At 58.1% G+C, this 14,591-nt stretch carries 13 protein-coding genes and 1 pseudogene; 2 read left to right on the forward strand and 12 right to left on the reverse strand.

Features of this window, described 5'->3' with window-relative positions; translation table 11 throughout:
• Positions 1-32: 32 nt before the first annotated feature.
• The 5 genes from J2Y90_RS14425 to J2Y90_RS14445 form a co-directional block, all read right to left on the reverse strand.
• Positions 33-1,868, reverse strand: a complete 1,836-nt coding sequence (locus tag J2Y90_RS14425; RefSeq protein ID WP_253500579.1) for a hypothetical protein — start codon at positions 1,866-1,868, stop codon at positions 33-35.
• A 92-nt stretch (positions 1,869-1,960) separates the two neighbouring features.
• Positions 1,961-5,482 (reverse strand): calcium-binding protein, encoded by a 3,522-nt coding sequence (locus tag J2Y90_RS14430; protein WP_253500580.1) that lies wholly within the window; start codon positions 5,480-5,482, stop codon positions 1,961-1,963.
• A gap of 198 nt (positions 5,483-5,680) precedes the next feature.
• Positions 5,681-6,310, reverse strand: coding sequence for a LysE family translocator (locus J2Y90_RS14435; protein ID WP_253500581.1), 630 nt, complete (start codon positions 6,308-6,310; stop codon positions 5,681-5,683).
• An 84-nt stretch (positions 6,311-6,394) separates the two neighbouring features.
• Entirely contained in the window at positions 6,395-7,744 is a 1,350-nt protein-coding gene (locus J2Y90_RS14440; RefSeq protein ID WP_024012217.1) for an NCS2 family permease, read from the reverse strand.
• A 295-nt stretch (positions 7,745-8,039) separates the two neighbouring features.
• Complete coding sequence (locus tag J2Y90_RS14445) at positions 8,040-8,483, reverse strand: MarR family winged helix-turn-helix transcriptional regulator (RefSeq protein WP_253500582.1); 444 nt, start codon at positions 8,481-8,483, stop codon at positions 8,040-8,042.
• A gap of 81 nt (positions 8,484-8,564) precedes the next feature.
• Here J2Y90_RS14445 and J2Y90_RS14450 point away from each other — a divergent pair, with 81 nt between their 5' ends.
• Positions 8,565-9,731 carry a PLP-dependent aminotransferase family protein gene (locus J2Y90_RS14450; protein ID WP_253500583.1) on the forward strand — a complete coding sequence of 389 codons (1,167 nt, stop codon included), beginning with the start codon at positions 8,565-8,567 and terminating at the stop codon, positions 9,729-9,731.
• A 155-nt stretch (positions 9,732-9,886) separates the two neighbouring features.
• Here J2Y90_RS14450 and J2Y90_RS14455 read toward each other — a convergent pair whose 3' ends face one another.
• From J2Y90_RS14455 to J2Y90_RS14485, 7 genes and pseudogenes are all read right to left on the reverse strand, one after another.
• The gene (locus J2Y90_RS14455) at positions 9,887-10,258 is read right to left on the reverse strand and encodes a glutathione S-transferase N-terminal domain-containing protein (RefSeq protein ID WP_253500584.1); all 372 of its coding nucleotides are present in this window, start codon (positions 10,256-10,258) and stop codon (positions 9,887-9,889) included.
• 103 nt (positions 10,259-10,361) lie between these two features.
• Positions 10,362-10,907 carry a GTP cyclohydrolase I FolE gene (folE, locus tag J2Y90_RS14460; protein WP_064364569.1) on the reverse strand — a complete coding sequence of 182 codons (546 nt, stop codon included), beginning with the start codon at positions 10,905-10,907 and terminating at the stop codon, positions 10,362-10,364.
• A 22-nt stretch (positions 10,908-10,929) separates the two neighbouring features.
• A pseudogene (locus tag J2Y90_RS14465) lies at positions 10,930-11,173 on the reverse strand (site-specific integrase); the annotation flags it as partial.
• A gap of 12 nt (positions 11,174-11,185) precedes the next feature.
• On the reverse strand, positions 11,186-11,620 hold the full coding sequence (locus J2Y90_RS14470) for a low affinity iron permease family protein (RefSeq protein WP_253500585.1): 435 nt from the start codon (positions 11,618-11,620) through the stop codon (positions 11,186-11,188).
• A gap of 110 nt (positions 11,621-11,730) precedes the next feature.
• The gene (locus J2Y90_RS14475) at positions 11,731-12,288 is read right to left on the reverse strand and encodes a Smr/MutS family protein (RefSeq protein WP_042608498.1); all 558 of its coding nucleotides are present in this window, start codon (positions 12,286-12,288) and stop codon (positions 11,731-11,733) included.
• A gap of 73 nt (positions 12,289-12,361) precedes the next feature.
• Positions 12,362-12,682: a hypothetical protein gene (locus J2Y90_RS14480; protein WP_016773771.1), complete on the reverse strand. Its 321-nt coding sequence runs from the start codon at positions 12,680-12,682 to the stop codon at positions 12,362-12,364.
• Positions 12,683-12,813: 131 nt separating this feature from the next.
• Complete coding sequence (locus tag J2Y90_RS14485) at positions 12,814-13,404, reverse strand: cysteine hydrolase family protein (protein WP_253500586.1); 591 nt, start codon at positions 13,402-13,404, stop codon at positions 12,814-12,816.
• Positions 13,405-13,643: 239 nt separating this feature from the next.
• Here J2Y90_RS14485 and prmB point away from each other — a divergent pair, with 239 nt between their 5' ends.
• The gene (gene prmB / locus J2Y90_RS14490; protein WP_253500587.1) at positions 13,644-14,552 is read left to right on the forward strand and encodes a 50S ribosomal protein L3 N(5)-glutamine methyltransferase; all 909 of its coding nucleotides are present in this window, start codon (positions 13,644-13,646) and stop codon (positions 14,550-14,552) included.
• Positions 14,553-14,591: the final 39 nt, after the last annotated feature.

Here is a 14,591-nt window from a genome sequence, read left to right on the forward strand (position 1 = left end):
CAAGTCCGTCAATCAGAGCATCCGGCCATCGCTCAGCGCTCGCGAATAATGAATACCGCGTCAGGCTTGCCGGCAACCTGCAACACTCCCCCGATCAGCCACACCACTTTGTTTTGTGCAGCCGCCTCGGTCAGCGCTTTGAAAGCAACCTGACCGATCCGGGCGGGTGTGCTCGGCTCAGTCAGTTCATTACCGGGCACATGAGTCAGGCCCGCCTGATCGATCGTCCCCAGTTTGAGAAAGAAAATCTGCTCCTGACGGGCTCTTTTGAACACCAGTGTTGGCATGCGATGTTCATACGTCAGCGGGAAAATCTCGTAGCCGCTGGTTACCAGCAAGGAGCCGAGCAGGCGCCTCAGGTTGAGGTCTGAGGGATAGGTTTTGTAGTGGTTCCAGGCAAAGGGAAAACGCTGCGGATCGAAGGTCAGTCGTTGCAACTCGCCGTCTCCCTGGGAAGGCATCGGGATCAGCCTTTTACCGCCGAGGTCGATGTCGGGCGCCACGGCCAGCATGCTTATTGGATCGGCCAGTGCCGACGCCGTGGAGAGTGGTCTTTGCTGCCACTGATGCAGCGTGGCCTGGATATTCACCAACCCGGTGCCGGTAATGGTCGGCGAATGATCCGCCAGCTCAAACAACCGTCTGGCGACAGCACGTGCAGTGGCAGCAGAAAAATCCGGGAAAGCGCGAGCAACAGACTGGGTTATCGGCTCTTCAAAAAAACGTTTCCCCGGATGTATTTCGCCAGGATCGCTGCCAAGTCGGAATGTTGCCACCGGCTGCAGCCCGGGAGCGTTGAGCAGCATGTTTTCGAAGGCTTCAAAGTGTGTCGGCACAAACTCCGGGTGACGCAGGAAATACACTTTGGGCGCGGGGTTTGAGCCCACCGGCACGATGGAATAATGCAACCAGCCAAGCTGCACCGACTCGATCCCTGCAGGCTTGTTCAAGTGGCCCCATGACAACCAGAAGTACGGGGTCTGCTGATGGTGAACGGTTGCCGTTGCCGAGACGGCCGGTTCCAGCCGTGGCCGTTTGCTCGGGCCGGCGATCGGCTCGTCGGCCTGGCCGACTGGTTCCTGGCTGGATGAAGGGGTTTCGTTGGGCTTTGTGTTTGAGGTTTTTTGTCGCCAGAACACAGTTCCTTCGATCTGCTCAAAAAAAATGTCAGGCGCCTCCTGGCTCGACGCAAATGCCTGCTGATATTCGCCGGCCTTGTTTTTGCGCACCATCACGGTGCCCTCTACCGTGGTGACAAAGGTCTGCTTGAACTTGTTGTAGCGAATGCCATCAGTCGCCAGCTCGGGTTTCGTCAGCCTGTTGGCATCCTCTGGTTTCAGGTAGGTGGGACGGGTAGAGTCAGTCGAAGCGAGCCGGATCGGTTGCCTGTCAGGGCGCTGGATGCGCCAGCTCGGCTGTCCTTCGTTGCGAACCAGAGCAAGGCCGTGGACTCCGGGTGCAAAGGTCAGCGGCAAATGGTAGTTGCCGCGCTGATCCTGTTCGACCAAAAACTGTCCTTCGCCAGCGACTTGTGCGTACGTTCGCTGATCCGGACCGGTGAACAGTCCGTCGTTGTCCGGCGCGGGAACCAGCTCGTGAAATCGCTCTTGCGGCCAAGCGGTCGCGCTGCGAGTCGCGCTGAAATTCTCCACTGCTGGCGGCATCTCGTGAATGCTCACTGCGGGCGTGCTATCGCCCGCTGCCGGGATATCCGGGCCACGGCTGAGTGGCGTCGGCTCAATACCCCGCAACAGGGCGTCGGGCATGTGCAGCCCGACGCTGATGCTGCGCGTTGGTGAACCTGGACCTGAGGTGTCGTGCATGTCGGCTTTTGTCGTGACAGACACTTTTTTGGGTGGTTTGGCCATTCTGAAATACTCATAAAGTGAAAACGCAGGCGCGTGCAGGCGCTTGGCTGAACGCAACCTTCGCAAGAGGGATCGGTATAAATTTCTCGACGTTACGCGGACGGCGTGATCTGCGGCATAGGCAAGAAGATGCCGGATTGGTGACTGCAGCGATTCGTCATTCGCAGCTCGGAGGCTTCAATGCGTGAGTTGTCGGCACGCAGCACCCAACCGTAGGCGGCGAAGTTGTAACTCAGCGCAGCTGTCTCATCGACAATCCACTCAGCGTTCCTGACCTTGACCACATCATTGGCCATTGAAGCGAGTGCTGCAGGGATCGGTTTCGTAGCATCGGGTGCTTCAAAAAAACGTGCATCCAGGCCGTCCGCATAGACCTGGTCAAACACCAGATCGACCGTATGCACGATTCCGTTCGCAGTGATGACGCGGATCTGATCGATCAAGTCCTCGCTTTCATACACCGGTAGATGAACAGTGCAGGTGCCGATGGATAAACGATTGTCGGCGAGTCTGATATCGACCGTGCCGAGTTGCGTCGCGTCGAGTTCCCACGTGGATGAATGCGCGAGCCGCACGCTGGCCTCGGCGAGTGCGCCCGGTGTCGAGAGTTTGATGGTCGTGTCGGCAGCGAGATGAATCAGATACGTCGAGCCTTCACCTATGAGGCTTTCCATGCCGGTTTGCACGGTCAGGGCAGTGAGGGTGGCACAGCAAGGTCGATTGCCCATTTCGTAGGCCTGGTTTTCCGGCAACGCATAACTGTAACGCCGAGAGCGAACGGCGAGGGGCAGGGTCATCGGAGTGATCCATTCCCTTGGCACGGAGTAATCGGAAAAGCCCGGGAGGGCAGCGGTTTCATCCGTGAGGCCGGCATTCAAGGCAACTCCGTCCCTGAAGATCAGTACATAACGAAAAAACGGCCGGACCGCCATGGTGCGCATGATTTTAGTCAGATTGTCGTGACCATCTTCATTACGGGCGGCGGCGAAATAATTCAACTTGATACGTTTCTCGCCGAAGTGATAAACGAGATGGCAACCTGCTGTCAGCCGATAGGATTCAGGTTTCACTGCAAAAAAATGCGCCTCGGCTTTTGTCAGTTCATCACTGTCGTAGTCCAGATAGATTTTGCTGACTATTCCAGAACGAAGTACCGAGTAGAAAGTGGTCATGTTGCTGGAGCGCGGCAGGTAGTAACTCGCTTCCTGCTGATGTCTGATCCAGCATTCATCTGCGTAAACGATGATGGGTCTTTGCGGCTGGCCGAGTTTGATAAAGATTTCGGAAAAAGCCTCTGTGTGCTCCTCGGTGATTGTCTCTGGCAGATCAAGTTGGAATTGGTAGCCGTCGCTGGTGATGAACGTCAGGTTCTTATGGATCAGGCTTCGAACATCGGCGTTTTGTTCGTAAACATCATGAATGCTCAATATGTTCTTGGGGATGTCATGAAATTCGAATCCGGACGTCACGATCAAGTCGTTGCCCTTGACTTGCCATGATTCAATCAACTCTTTCTTCCAGTTGAGTACGACGTAACTTGGCTGTTTGCCATCTTCGAATATCGAGAAGTGCCCCTCCACGTGAGCAATGAAGTACTGATCGGCGCCCGCTTCGCCGGATGCCTGAGCATCCTTGTGCGACAGGTAGATCTGGTCATCCCCGGCACCTGCTTCGATTACGTCGCTACCGCGGCCCTTGATAATGTTGGCTTGCGCTGTGCCGGTCACGACGCTTGTGGCGTGTTCGACGGTTTCAACGTTTTCAATGCTGTCTATCAGGCTGTGCAGGACATGTTTCTTGCCCTGTTCGGCAGACTGGTCGTTCGAAATGATCTGGAGCGTACCGGCCAGCAAGTCGACGTAATAGCCGGTTTTATCCGTGCGGTAATTGGAGTAATGGCCGCCGAGTACCAGTGTGTCGTTGCCTTCGCCGCCTCGCAGTGTCGAATACTCCGTGGCGTCCGTGCCTTGTTTGAGAAAGTCCGCCGCGTTGTCGAACACGAATTGATCGTCTTTCTCACCCCCGGTCAGGTCTTTCTTTCCTGACTTGTAATGAAAGACATTCGGTTTTTTTTCGACCCCCCTGATCGAGTCGCGGCCTTCGGAAAGCAGCCAGAGAACGCTCTTGTTGTCTGCCGCAATCCCCAATTGTGCACCGGGCGTGTCTTTTGTTACGCCTTCGCGCGCATCGATGGTGTCGTCAATGCCGACTGTTTCAGGGACATGTATCGATTCCCAGGCATCCTGTTTGGTCCACCAGTTTCGCTTCCAGACCCGGGTTGGCCTCAGGCGGACTTCGAACTGGCCATTGACGATGGCTTCGGTGCTGTCCTTGAGAGGGCCATCGAGCAGTCGCCTGGCGGTCGTTTTCAATTGGGCGGAGTGCTGCAGCAAGGTCTTGGCCTTGGCATAGCGGTCCTGGATGTCCTGATCGATATCCTTCATACAGAACGCAAACCATCCGGTGCGCCACCGCTCATCGAGGGTGAGCTCGATATAGTCGTCGATGTCGTCAACGATGCGCACCGCGCCATAAACCTGCGAGCCAATGGCAAGAATCGCACCGGCAGCCAGCCCGACCGGGCCGGCGAATGAGAATCCGGCCATCGCCGCCGCGCCGAGGATCACGGTCATGGCCGCGCTGGTAATACTCAGACCGGCGCTGACATAGTGATCCATCGCTTCCTTGCCCGTCGCGTTCTCGGCGGCATTCATGGACCGTACCGCGGTGTAGATATCGAAGGGCAACGTCAGCGCGCCACCGACCAGCCCCCCCGAACGCCCCAGCCTGAGCGCCATTCGTGTCCTGGCAAAGTCCCGGTAGGCATGTTGCCCGGCCGTGAGCATCTGAGTGGCAATCTTGCTGACGCCAACATCGACAGCGATCGACCCGAGTTCCGAAGCGATGCCCGTACTGTTTATCGCAACCTCCTCGCGGTTATCGGTCTTGATCGCATCGACTACTCCCCGCAGGCCCATGAACAGGCCGAAACCCTGGATACCTACGCTCGAGCCGAGCGTTGCGTAGCTTTTGGTCAATGTCTTCCAGCGTGGATGGTGTTTGGGCAGATGCACATGCTGCAGGTCGAGTGCCTGCGTTGCATTCGCAAGTTTCACCAGCTTGAGGCCGTAATAGCCCGGGTCGCTCTCATTGGCACTGCGCGCGTTGAACAGGGCAGGCGCGGTCACCGGGCGCTGACTGGCCATTTCAAAAAGCAGCGTCGGCAACAGGTAACTGTCTTTACCGGTGGCGGTTTTAATCGCGTGTTCGACTTTCTCGAGATCAAATTGCAGGGCATTGATAAAGGAGCGTTTGAGCACCCGGCTGAAGGTGTTTCGACCATTCAACGGCTGGTTGTCGACGGTTGCTCCCAAACTGTCCAGCGCCACTCGGGTTATCGAAATGTCGCCAATTCGCAAAGGGCCGAATACTTCGTCGGCAAACTTGAGCTGGCCCGAAGTCTGTGTTGTTTCGGGAAGGTCGATAGTTGAGGATGTGCGCTCGTTGGTCTCGAAGCGCATATCTGTGACGACGACCGTATCGGTAACTTTCTGGTTGTTGGGATTTATTGCAGGATCAGTTTGTACTGAAGCTTCGCGTATCAAAGTGGCCATTGGAACTTCCTTGTCCAGGCAGATTGTATTTTGAATCGAAGCGGATCTTACGGCGCTCTTTCGAACGCTGTACACGAAGTGGTTGTTGCCGTGTATTGCATGTCAATGATTACACGGTGGCGCGCCGGGTTTAATTTGTAAAAACAGCACCATCCCGACGTGATTCCGTTCAGGCAGGATGGTTAACCGCAGTAATGCTTAATGACTACTGAGCAACGATGCAGCGCCAGCACCACCAAACAATCCGGCACTGATCCGGTTGAACCAGCTCTGTCCCTTTCCACTGCGCAAATATCGCGCGGCACCATGGGCGCCCAGGCCGTAGGCCAGTTTGCAGCACAGATCGAGCACCACCCAGGTCGCGATCATGATCAGCAACTGCGGCAGAAAGGGCTGCTGTGCACTGAGAAATTGCGGCAGAAACGCGGCGAAGAACAGGATGTCTTTCGGATTGCTGGCGCCCAGCACAAAGGCGCGCCCAAAAAGTGTGCGAAAGCGTGGCACCGGTGCGGCTTGAGGCACTTCGGCGCCCACCGCAGGCTGACGCGATTGCTGCCAGCTCTGCCAGGCGAGATAGAACAGGTACAGCGCACCGACGATTTTCAATGCGCTGAACAGCTGTTCCGAGGCCAGCAACAGAGCGCCAAGCCCCAGTGCCGATGCGCTGAGCAGGCAGATCGAGGCAATCACCCCACCGAGGAATGCCGGGTACGACCGGCGTAAACCGTAATTCAGACTGTTGCTGATCATCAGCAACGACAGCGGTCCCGGGATCAGGATCACCACCAGTGCAGCACCGCTGAACAGCAGCCAGGTTTCCAGACTCATCGCTTTGCTCCTTTGTTGTTATCGAGATGCACAAAAGCCCCACCCGCAAGGGTGAGGCTGGTTGAAATCTGAACCGCGCAGCGCTTACAGGAAGATGAACTTGGCGATGAAGATCGCGCAGAGCACCCACAGGCTCACGGAGATTTCCTTGTACTTGCCGGTGCCGGCCTTCAACGCCACATAGGTGATGAAGCCCAGCGCGATGCCGTCGGCGACCGAGAAGGTCAGCGGCATCATGATCGCCGTGACGATCGCCGGGATGGCGTCGGTCGCTTCGTCCCATTCGATGTGGGCCATGCCGCCCATCATCAGCATTGCCACATAGATCAGTGCACCAGCGGTGGCGTAAGCGGGAATCATGCCAGCCAGCGGTGCGAAGAACATTGCGGCTATAAATAGCACACCCACGGTGACGGCGGTAAGACCAGTCCGACCACCAGCGGCCACGCCAGCGGCGCTTTCCACGTAGCTTGTCACAGGCGGAACGCCGACCACGGCACCGAATACGCTGGATGCGCTGTCGGCCTTCATGGCTCGGGAAAGGTTCTCGATGCGACCGTCAGCGGCGACGAGGTTGGCGCGCTGAGCCACGCCCATCAGCGTGCCGGCGGTGTCGAACATGTGCACGAAGAGAAAGGCGAGCACCACGCTGATCATGCTGACGTTGAACACGCCGGCGACGTTCATCGCCATCCAGGTCGGCGCCAGGCTTGGCGGCGCGGACATGATGCCCTCGTAGTGCACCAGGCCCAGACCCCAACCGGCCAGGGTGACGGTGATGATGCTGATCAGGATTGCACCGAACACGCGGTGGTAACTGAGGATCGCGATCATCAGGAAGCAGATCGCTGCGAGCAGCGGACCGGGTTCGCGCAGAGAGCCGAGTTTGATCAGCGTGGCCGGGCTGTCGACAACGATACCGGCAGTCTTCAGACCGATCAGGCCAAGGAACAACCCGACGCCGGCGCCCATCGCAAAGCGCAGGCTGACCGGAATGCTGTTGAGCAGCCATTCGCGTATCCGCGAAAAGGTCAGGAACATGAACAGCACACCCGAGACAAATACCGCGCCGAGAGCGGTTTCCCAGTTGTAACCCATGGTGCCGACCACGGTGTAGGTGAAGAACGCATTGAGGCCCATGCCCGGCGCGAGGCCGACCGGCCAGTTGGCGTAGAGGCCCATCAACAGGCAGCCCAGCGCGGCGGCGATGCAGGTGGCGACGAAGGCCGCACCGTGATCGATGCCGGCATCGGCCATGATGTTCGGGTTGACGAAGATGATGTAAGCCATGGTGATGAAGGTTGTCAGACCGGCAATCAGCTCGGTCTTCACCGTGGTGCCATGCAAGCTGAGTTTGAACAGACGCTCCAGCAGGCCATTGCGTAATGGCGGCGTGAGCTCGAGCGGCGGGGCTTCGGATTTGCGGCTTTCCACAGCGAGTACTCCTCAAGAGTTTTATTGTTATTTCCAGGGCCGGACCCATGAGGGGTGGCAGCGGCCCTTTGAGGCATACGCGAATTTGTTGACCGTATAGTCAGGAACTCGCACGCAGTGGATTATGCTTTTGTGTACAAATAAAGCAAATATTGTTTTTTGTTTTGTTTTCGAAAATTCCGTCGATAGCGATATATCGCCTGTTCGGACGCCTTCGCGAGCAAGCTCGCTCCCACATTTAAAGTGCGTTCCCCTGTGGGAGCGAGCTTGCTCGCGAAAGCGCCAGTTGATTCAGTCAAGATTGGCCAGGCTGCCCCCCCAAGGCCAGATTCACCGCCAGCCAGCCATTCACCGCCGCTTCGCCAGCATCGGCAAACACCCGCTCCAGCAACTTCACCTGTTCCCGGCGCAGCGCCTGTTCGAACCTGGAACCTTCCGCAGTCAGCTCCAACAGCCGCTTACGCTTGTCGGTCTGCGAAGCGACGCTGTCGACCAGATGCATCTCCTGCAACTGGCGCAGCGGCATGTTCAACGCCTGTTTGCTCACGCCGAGTAAAGCCAGCAACTCCTTCACGCTCAGGTTCGGATAGCGCGCGATGAAAAATACGATCCGCTGATGCACCCTCGAGAGGCCGCGGCGCTCAAGCATTTCATCAGCCTTGGCCGTGAACGCCTGGTAGCCGAAGAAAAAAGCTTCCATGGCCTGTTGCTGACTGGTGGGGTTTTTAAGGTCAAGCATGTTGACGTACTCGCTCAAGCTGTCGTAGTTTCAGTCAACCAGTTTGACTCATTTTTCGCATGCCTCGCTACGGTGACTTCCATGGCTTTTTCCGAACGTGCCTCACGCCTGAAAAGTTCTTTGATTCGAGAAATCCTTGCGGCGGCCCAGCGGCCGGAAGTGATGTCGTTCGCTGGCGGTTTGCCGGCTGAGGCGATGTTGCCAAAAGTGGAGTGGGCCGAGATGCCGATCTCGCTGGGCCAGTACGGCATGAGCGAAGGCGAGCCGGCCTTGCGCGAGGCGTTGGCGGCAGAGGCGAGGGCGCTAGGCCTTGAATGCCAGGCGAGTCAGGTGCTGGTGGTCAGCGGCTCGCAGCAAACCCTGGATCTGGCAGCCAAGCTGTACATCGACAAGGGCACGGAAATATTGCTGGAGGCGCCGACTTATCTAGCCGCGCTGCAAATCTTCCAGCTGTTCGGCGCCGATTGCCTGACCGTGGCGCAGGAAGCCGACGGCCCGAACCTGGCGCAGCTGCGCAGTCGTCTGGAACAGCATCGCCCGGCGTTTATCTACCTGATCCCGACTTTCCAGAATCCATCCGCCGTGCGCTACAGCGAGGCCAAACGTGCTGCGGTTGCCGCATTGCTCGACGAATTCGGCGTCACCCTGATCGAAGACGAGCCGTATCGCGAGCTGACATTTGATGGCGGCACTGCCAGGCCGATTGCCGCGCGCCTGAAAAAAGCCAGCTGGATCTACACCGGTACCGTGTCGAAAACTTTGCTCCCGGGCTTGCGTGTCGGTTACCTGATTGCCAGTCCGGATCTGTTTCCGCACCTGCTCAAACTCAAGCAATCAGCGGATCTGCACACCAATCGCATCGGTCAATGGCAAGCGTTGCAATGGATCGGCTCAGAGAAGTATCAGCAGCATTTAAGCCAATTGCGTGATTTCTATCGACAGCGGCGCGATGCGTTTCAGTTGGCGCTGGAGAACCATTTTGCCGATCTGGCCGACTGGAACATGCCCCAGGGCGGGTTGTTTTTCTGGCTGACGCTGAAGCAACCGCTGGATACGCGCACTTTGCTCAATGAGGCCTTGGCCAATGATGTCGCGTTCATGCCGGGTGAGCCGTTTTTTCCCGAACCGGACAAGCATCATGGGCATTTGCGCCTGAATTTCAGCCACATCGATCCGGCGCGGCTGGATGAGGGAGTGAGGCGGTTGGCGGCGGTGGTGCGGCGGGCGCAGCTGGAGAGGGCGGCGTGAATCTAAATAAAACGGCACAAGGACCGGTTTTTGGTCTGAGATTATGGGGGCCTGTAATCGCCTCATCGCGAGCAGGCTCACTCCTACAGTTGGAATGCGTCCCCCTGTAGGAGTGAGCTTGCTCGCGATAGCGCTTACGGCATTCCCCGGAAATGTCAGACAGCAGCAAACCGCTTATCCAGATAATCAATGATCACCTTGGATTCATACATCCAGGTGGTCTGCCCATTCTCTTCGATACGCAGGCAAGGCACTTTGATTTTGCCGCCCTGTTCGAGCAACGTCTGGCGATCTTGCGCGTTGTTCTTCGCGTCTTTCAACGCTACCGGCACGTTCAAGCGATGCAGGGCGCGGCGGGTTTTCACGCAGAACGGGCAGGCGTGGAACTGGTACAGCGTAAGATCTTTCGCGGCCGCGTCGACTTGAGCCTGAGCAGCGGCGGGGCGTTTCTGCTTGCCCGGGCGGGTAATGAAATCGGCGAAAATAACCAGTTGGCCGAGGCCGACACGAAGCGCTTTGACGAACACGTTGAAAGCCTCACGGTACAAATGAAGAAAGGCGCGCAGCTTACCCGATTTTTCACGGGCGAAAAAAAACCGGCGATCAACGCCGGCTCTTTTCTGTTGCGAATTACTTGATGAGGCTGAGGAATTCGCTACGGGTTGCCGCGTTTTCGCGGAATTCACCCAGCATCACCGAGGTGATCATCGACGAATTCTGCTTTTCGACGCCGCGCATCATCATGCACATGTGCTTGGCCTCGATCACTACGGCGACGCCCAGCGCGCCGGTGACTTGCATCACCGCATCGGCGATCTGACGGCTGAGGTTTTCCTGGATCTGCAGGCGGCGGGCGTACATGTCGACGATCCGCGCGACCTTCGACAGGCCCAGTACTTTGCCGCTCGGGATATACGCGACGTGCGCCTTGCCGATGAACGGCAGCAAGTGGTGTTCGCACAACGAATACAGCTCGATGTCCTTGACCAGCACCATTTCGCTGTTGTCGGAGCTGAACAGGGCACCGTTGGTGACCTCTTCGAGCGTCTGCGCATAACCGCGGCAGAGGTACTGCATGGCTTTGGCGGCACGCTTTGGCGTATCGAGCAGGCCCTCGCGGGACACGTCCTCGCCCAATTGGCCGAGAATCGCGGTGTAGTTCTGTTCCAGTGTCACAGGGGCTGATTCCATAAGGGTTTCAGAGGGGTACTGTTTCTGCCTGTACCCATTTTGTACCAATCAAGCAGTTTTCGAGCTTTCCGAGTTCGCCCCAGTCAGTGCTGGAGTTTATCCATCGGGCGTATGTCGATAGCAACATCTGAGCGCTATGACCGAGCTGAGTGGCAATAAACGCAGGCTTTCATACCCGCCATGAGGCACATGGTAGCGTATGTGTGTCGGCAGTTGTATTGCCGGCGGGCGTGAATGCCCAATTCGGTCAGGCAGCCTGCAAGTCACACTGCGGGTGTATCCGGGTTGGCCGACGAAGGTTTGTCATTGACTGTCATCACCGCGCTGACATCCACCTCTACCGAGACTTCATCGCCTTCACCCATTTCTCTGTAACGCTTGCGCAATTCTCGCAGCTCCCTGGCCCCCAGTTTGTCGAGCGACAAAGTGGCATTCTGCGCATCCTTGGAGGCTCGGATCAGCTCATCGAGTTTGAGGTGAAGGATGTCGTTGTCCCGGTTCTGAGTGTTCTGGATCAGGAACACCATCAGGAAGGTAATGATCGTGGTCGAAGTATTTATGATCAGCTGCCACGTGTCGTTGTAGTGAAAATACGGTCCGGTCGAAGCCCAGGCAACGATAAGCAAAATGGCGGTCAGAAAAGTCTTGGAGCTTCCTGCCCAGTTCGATAGCCCTTGGCAAAATTTGGAGAATGTCATAACGGTAAATCCATGATGGGTGTACGCGATTGACCACGCCCGATCATTGAAATTCTTTTTTACAACTCTTGCCCCGTGGCGCACACGCTCTGCAATCAGGTGTGGCGGCCTTATTCGTCGCGACCTTCCATCATCGTGCGTTTCAGCATCACATAAACCGCGCCGGCGCCGCCGTGGCGGGCCTGGCAGGAGCAGAAACCGAGCACTTGCGCATGCTGGCGCAGCCAGGTGTTGACGTGACTTTTGATCATCGGGCGCTTGCCATCCAGGCGCACCGCCTTGCCGTGAGTCACGCGGACGCAGCGGATTTCGAATCGGGTCGCTTCGGCGAGAAAGGCCCAAAGCGTCTCGCGGGCTTTTTCCACGCTCATGCCGTGCAGGTCGAGGCTGCCTTCGAACGGGATCTGCCCGACCTTGAGCTTGCGCATCTGGCTTTCCTGCACGCCATCGCGGGACCACATCAGCTCGTCTTCCGGGCCGACGTCGATCACGAACTGGTCGGACAAGCCGTCGATGATAGTGGTGTCGCTGCGCACGGTGGCGGATTGACGCAGCTTGGCGATCTGCGCGCGGTCAGCCTTGGGTTTGCCGGTGTCGGCGCGGTCGTGCTTGATCGGCTTGACGCCTTGGATGGCACTTTTGAACAGAGAAAAATCGTCGTCTTGCATGTCAGCCTCCGCGAAGGGCGGCCAGTTTACCCAAGTCGACACAAAACGGCCCGGCAAAAAGCCAGGCCGTCGGTCAGTCGTGTTTTTTCATCAGATGCGGGGACATGTTCAGTTCCCGCGATTGCCGTGCGCGACGGCGGCAGCGGCGCCACAGGGCAACGCCGAAGTACAGGAACAGCAGACCGACCGCCAGCATGATTGCCGAGCCCAGCGGTGATGCGTTCAGGTCACCCAGCGCCGGTGGGCGCCCGAGCAGGCTGGCGGCGCCGGCCATCGCCAGCAGCACGCCGAACGTCGCCAGAATGGCCGAGATCGCCGCGCCAAATCGAAAACGCCAGTTGCTTTGGCCTTTGGGCCGCAAACGGCGTGCGTCAAATCCATCGGATAACTTCATTCCGACCTTCCTCAATGGTATCGGCCCTTCGACCGGGAGTTGACCGGGTTGTTCCTGAGGCTATGGCATTTGCGGCAAATCAGCGGATATAGCGGATGAGCGGCGCCAATGCCCCGCTCACAAGGGCGGGATCAGATCAGGTCTTGAGTCTTGGCCAGCGTGGCAAAGTTGTCGGCCATGATCGCCATTTCCGCTTCCTGTACGCGTTCAGCACTGAGCACGCCGCCCTTGAACGGCAGATCGCGGGTCGCGCAGGCATCTTCGACCAGGGTGCAACGGAAACCCAGATTTTTCGCCGCGCGCACCGTGGTGCTGACGCTGGAATGGCTCATGAAACCGCAGACGATCAGGTCCAGCGAGCCGAGGTTCTGCAGCCGCTCGAGCAGTTCAGTGCCATGGAACGCACTCGGCAGCAGTTTACCGATGATGGTTTCATCGCCATGCGGTTCCAGGCCGGGGATGAATTCGCCGCGTTCGCCCTGTGGGTCGAACAGGCCGCCGACGGTGCCGAGATGACGCACGTGCACGATCGGCCGACCGGCGGCACGGGCTGCGGCAACCACTTGTTTGATGTTCGCGACGGCCGCGTCCATGCCGCTCAGGGCGAGCGGGCCACTGAGGTATTCCTTCTGGGCATCGATGATGACCACGGTGGCATGGCTCAGTGTGGCCGCTGCGTAACCGCGGCCGCTGAGTTGAAACATCGTTTTTGGAACGGACATTCTGGGGCTCCTCGGGGTGGGGCTTTTGCGACATTGTCCTCTGGCTGAGCGGTTCTGTGAATCGCTACCATCGTAGGCGCCGTCGTTCTTGGCCTGCAGCCTTGTCAAGTTACACGTTCCGTTCAATGCCTGATGCAAAAAAAAGAAAACTCCTACCGTTGCGGCGCTGTTTTTCCTGCATCGTCGTCGCGCGTTTTGGCTGCTAGAATCGCCAGTCGTTTTTTCTGGAGTTCTACGCCGTGATCACTTCCCGACTTCGTACCCTGCGCGACCACATCCGCTGGGCCGTCAGCCGCTTCCATGGGGAGGATCTGTTCTTCGGTCATGGCACCGACAACGCCTGGGACGAGGCGCGCCAGTTGGTACTGGGCGCTTTGCACCTGCCGTGGGAAATCGCCGACAGCTACCTCGATTGCGCGCTGGAAGACGATGAACTGGTCAATTTGCAACGGCTGCTCAAGCGCCGCATCGAAGAGCGCGTTCCCACCGCCTATCTGCTCGGCGAGGCGTGGTTCTGCGGCATGTCGTTCATCGTCGACCAGCGCGTGCTGATCCCGCGTTCGCCGATCGGTGAGCTGATCGAAAACCGCTTTGCGCCGTGGATCGGCAACGAACCGGCGCGGATTCTCGATCTGTGCACCGGCTCCGGCTGCATCGGCATCGCCTGCGCCTACGAATTCCAGAACGCCGAAGTGGTGCTCGCGGACCTGTCGTTCGAGGCGCTGGAAGTGGCCAACCAGAACATCGAGCGCCATGGCGTCGATGAGCGCGTCTACACGGTGCAGGGCGATGGCTTCGATGGCCTGCCGGGGCAGCGCTTCGATCTGATCGTGTCGAACCCGCCCTACGTCGACGCGGAAGATTTCGCCGACATGCCGGACGAATATCAGCACGAGCCGGAGCTTGGCCTGGCCTGCGGTGACGATGGTCTGAATCTGGTCCGGCGCATGCTCGCCGAAGCGGCGGATCATCTGACCGAGAAGGGCTTGTTGATTGTCGAAGTGGGCAACAGCCAGGTCCACGTCGAAGCGTTGTACCCGGAAGTCGATTTTGCCTGGCTGGAATTCCAGCGCGGCGGGCATGGCGTATTCATGCTGACAGCGGAGCAGTGCCGCGCGCATCAGGCGCTTTTCGCAGCTCGCGTCTAAGGTTGTGACAGATCGTTCCCACGCTCCGCGTGGGAATGC

This window comes from Pseudomonas koreensis, from assembly GCF_024169245.1.
GTDB lineage: Bacteria > Pseudomonadota > Gammaproteobacteria > Pseudomonadales > Pseudomonadaceae > Aquipseudomonas > Aquipseudomonas koreensis_F.

Coding starts and splice junctions, on each gene's coding strand:
- J2Y90_RS14425 (WP_253500579.1), bottom strand. CDS start 1,868: ATGGCCAAACCACCCAAAAAAGTGTCTGTCACGACAAAAGCCGACATG.
- J2Y90_RS14430 (WP_253500580.1), bottom strand. CDS start 5,482: ATGGCCACTTTGATACGCGAAGCTTCAGTACAAACTGATCCTGCAATA.
- J2Y90_RS14435 (WP_253500581.1), bottom strand. CDS start 6,310: ATGAGTCTGGAAACCTGGCTGCTGTTCAGCGGTGCTGCACTGGTGGTG.
- J2Y90_RS14445 (WP_253500582.1), bottom strand. CDS start 8,483: ATGCTTGACCTTAAAAACCCCACCAGTCAGCAACAGGCCATGGAAGCT.
- J2Y90_RS14450 (WP_253500583.1), top strand. CDS start 8,565: ATGGCTTTTTCCGAACGTGCCTCACGCCTGAAAAGTTCTTTGATTCGA.
- J2Y90_RS14470 (WP_253500585.1), bottom strand. CDS start 11,620: ATGACATTCTCCAAATTTTGCCAAGGGCTATCGAACTGGGCAGGAAGC.
- J2Y90_RS14475 (WP_042608498.1), bottom strand. CDS start 12,288: ATGCAAGACGACGATTTTTCTCTGTTCAAAAGTGCCATCCAAGGCGTC.
- J2Y90_RS14480 (WP_016773771.1), bottom strand. CDS start 12,682: ATGAAGTTATCCGATGGATTTGACGCACGCCGTTTGCGGCCCAAAGGC.
- J2Y90_RS14485 (WP_253500586.1), bottom strand. CDS start 13,404: ATGTCCGTTCCAAAAACGATGTTTCAACTCAGCGGCCGCGGTTACGCA.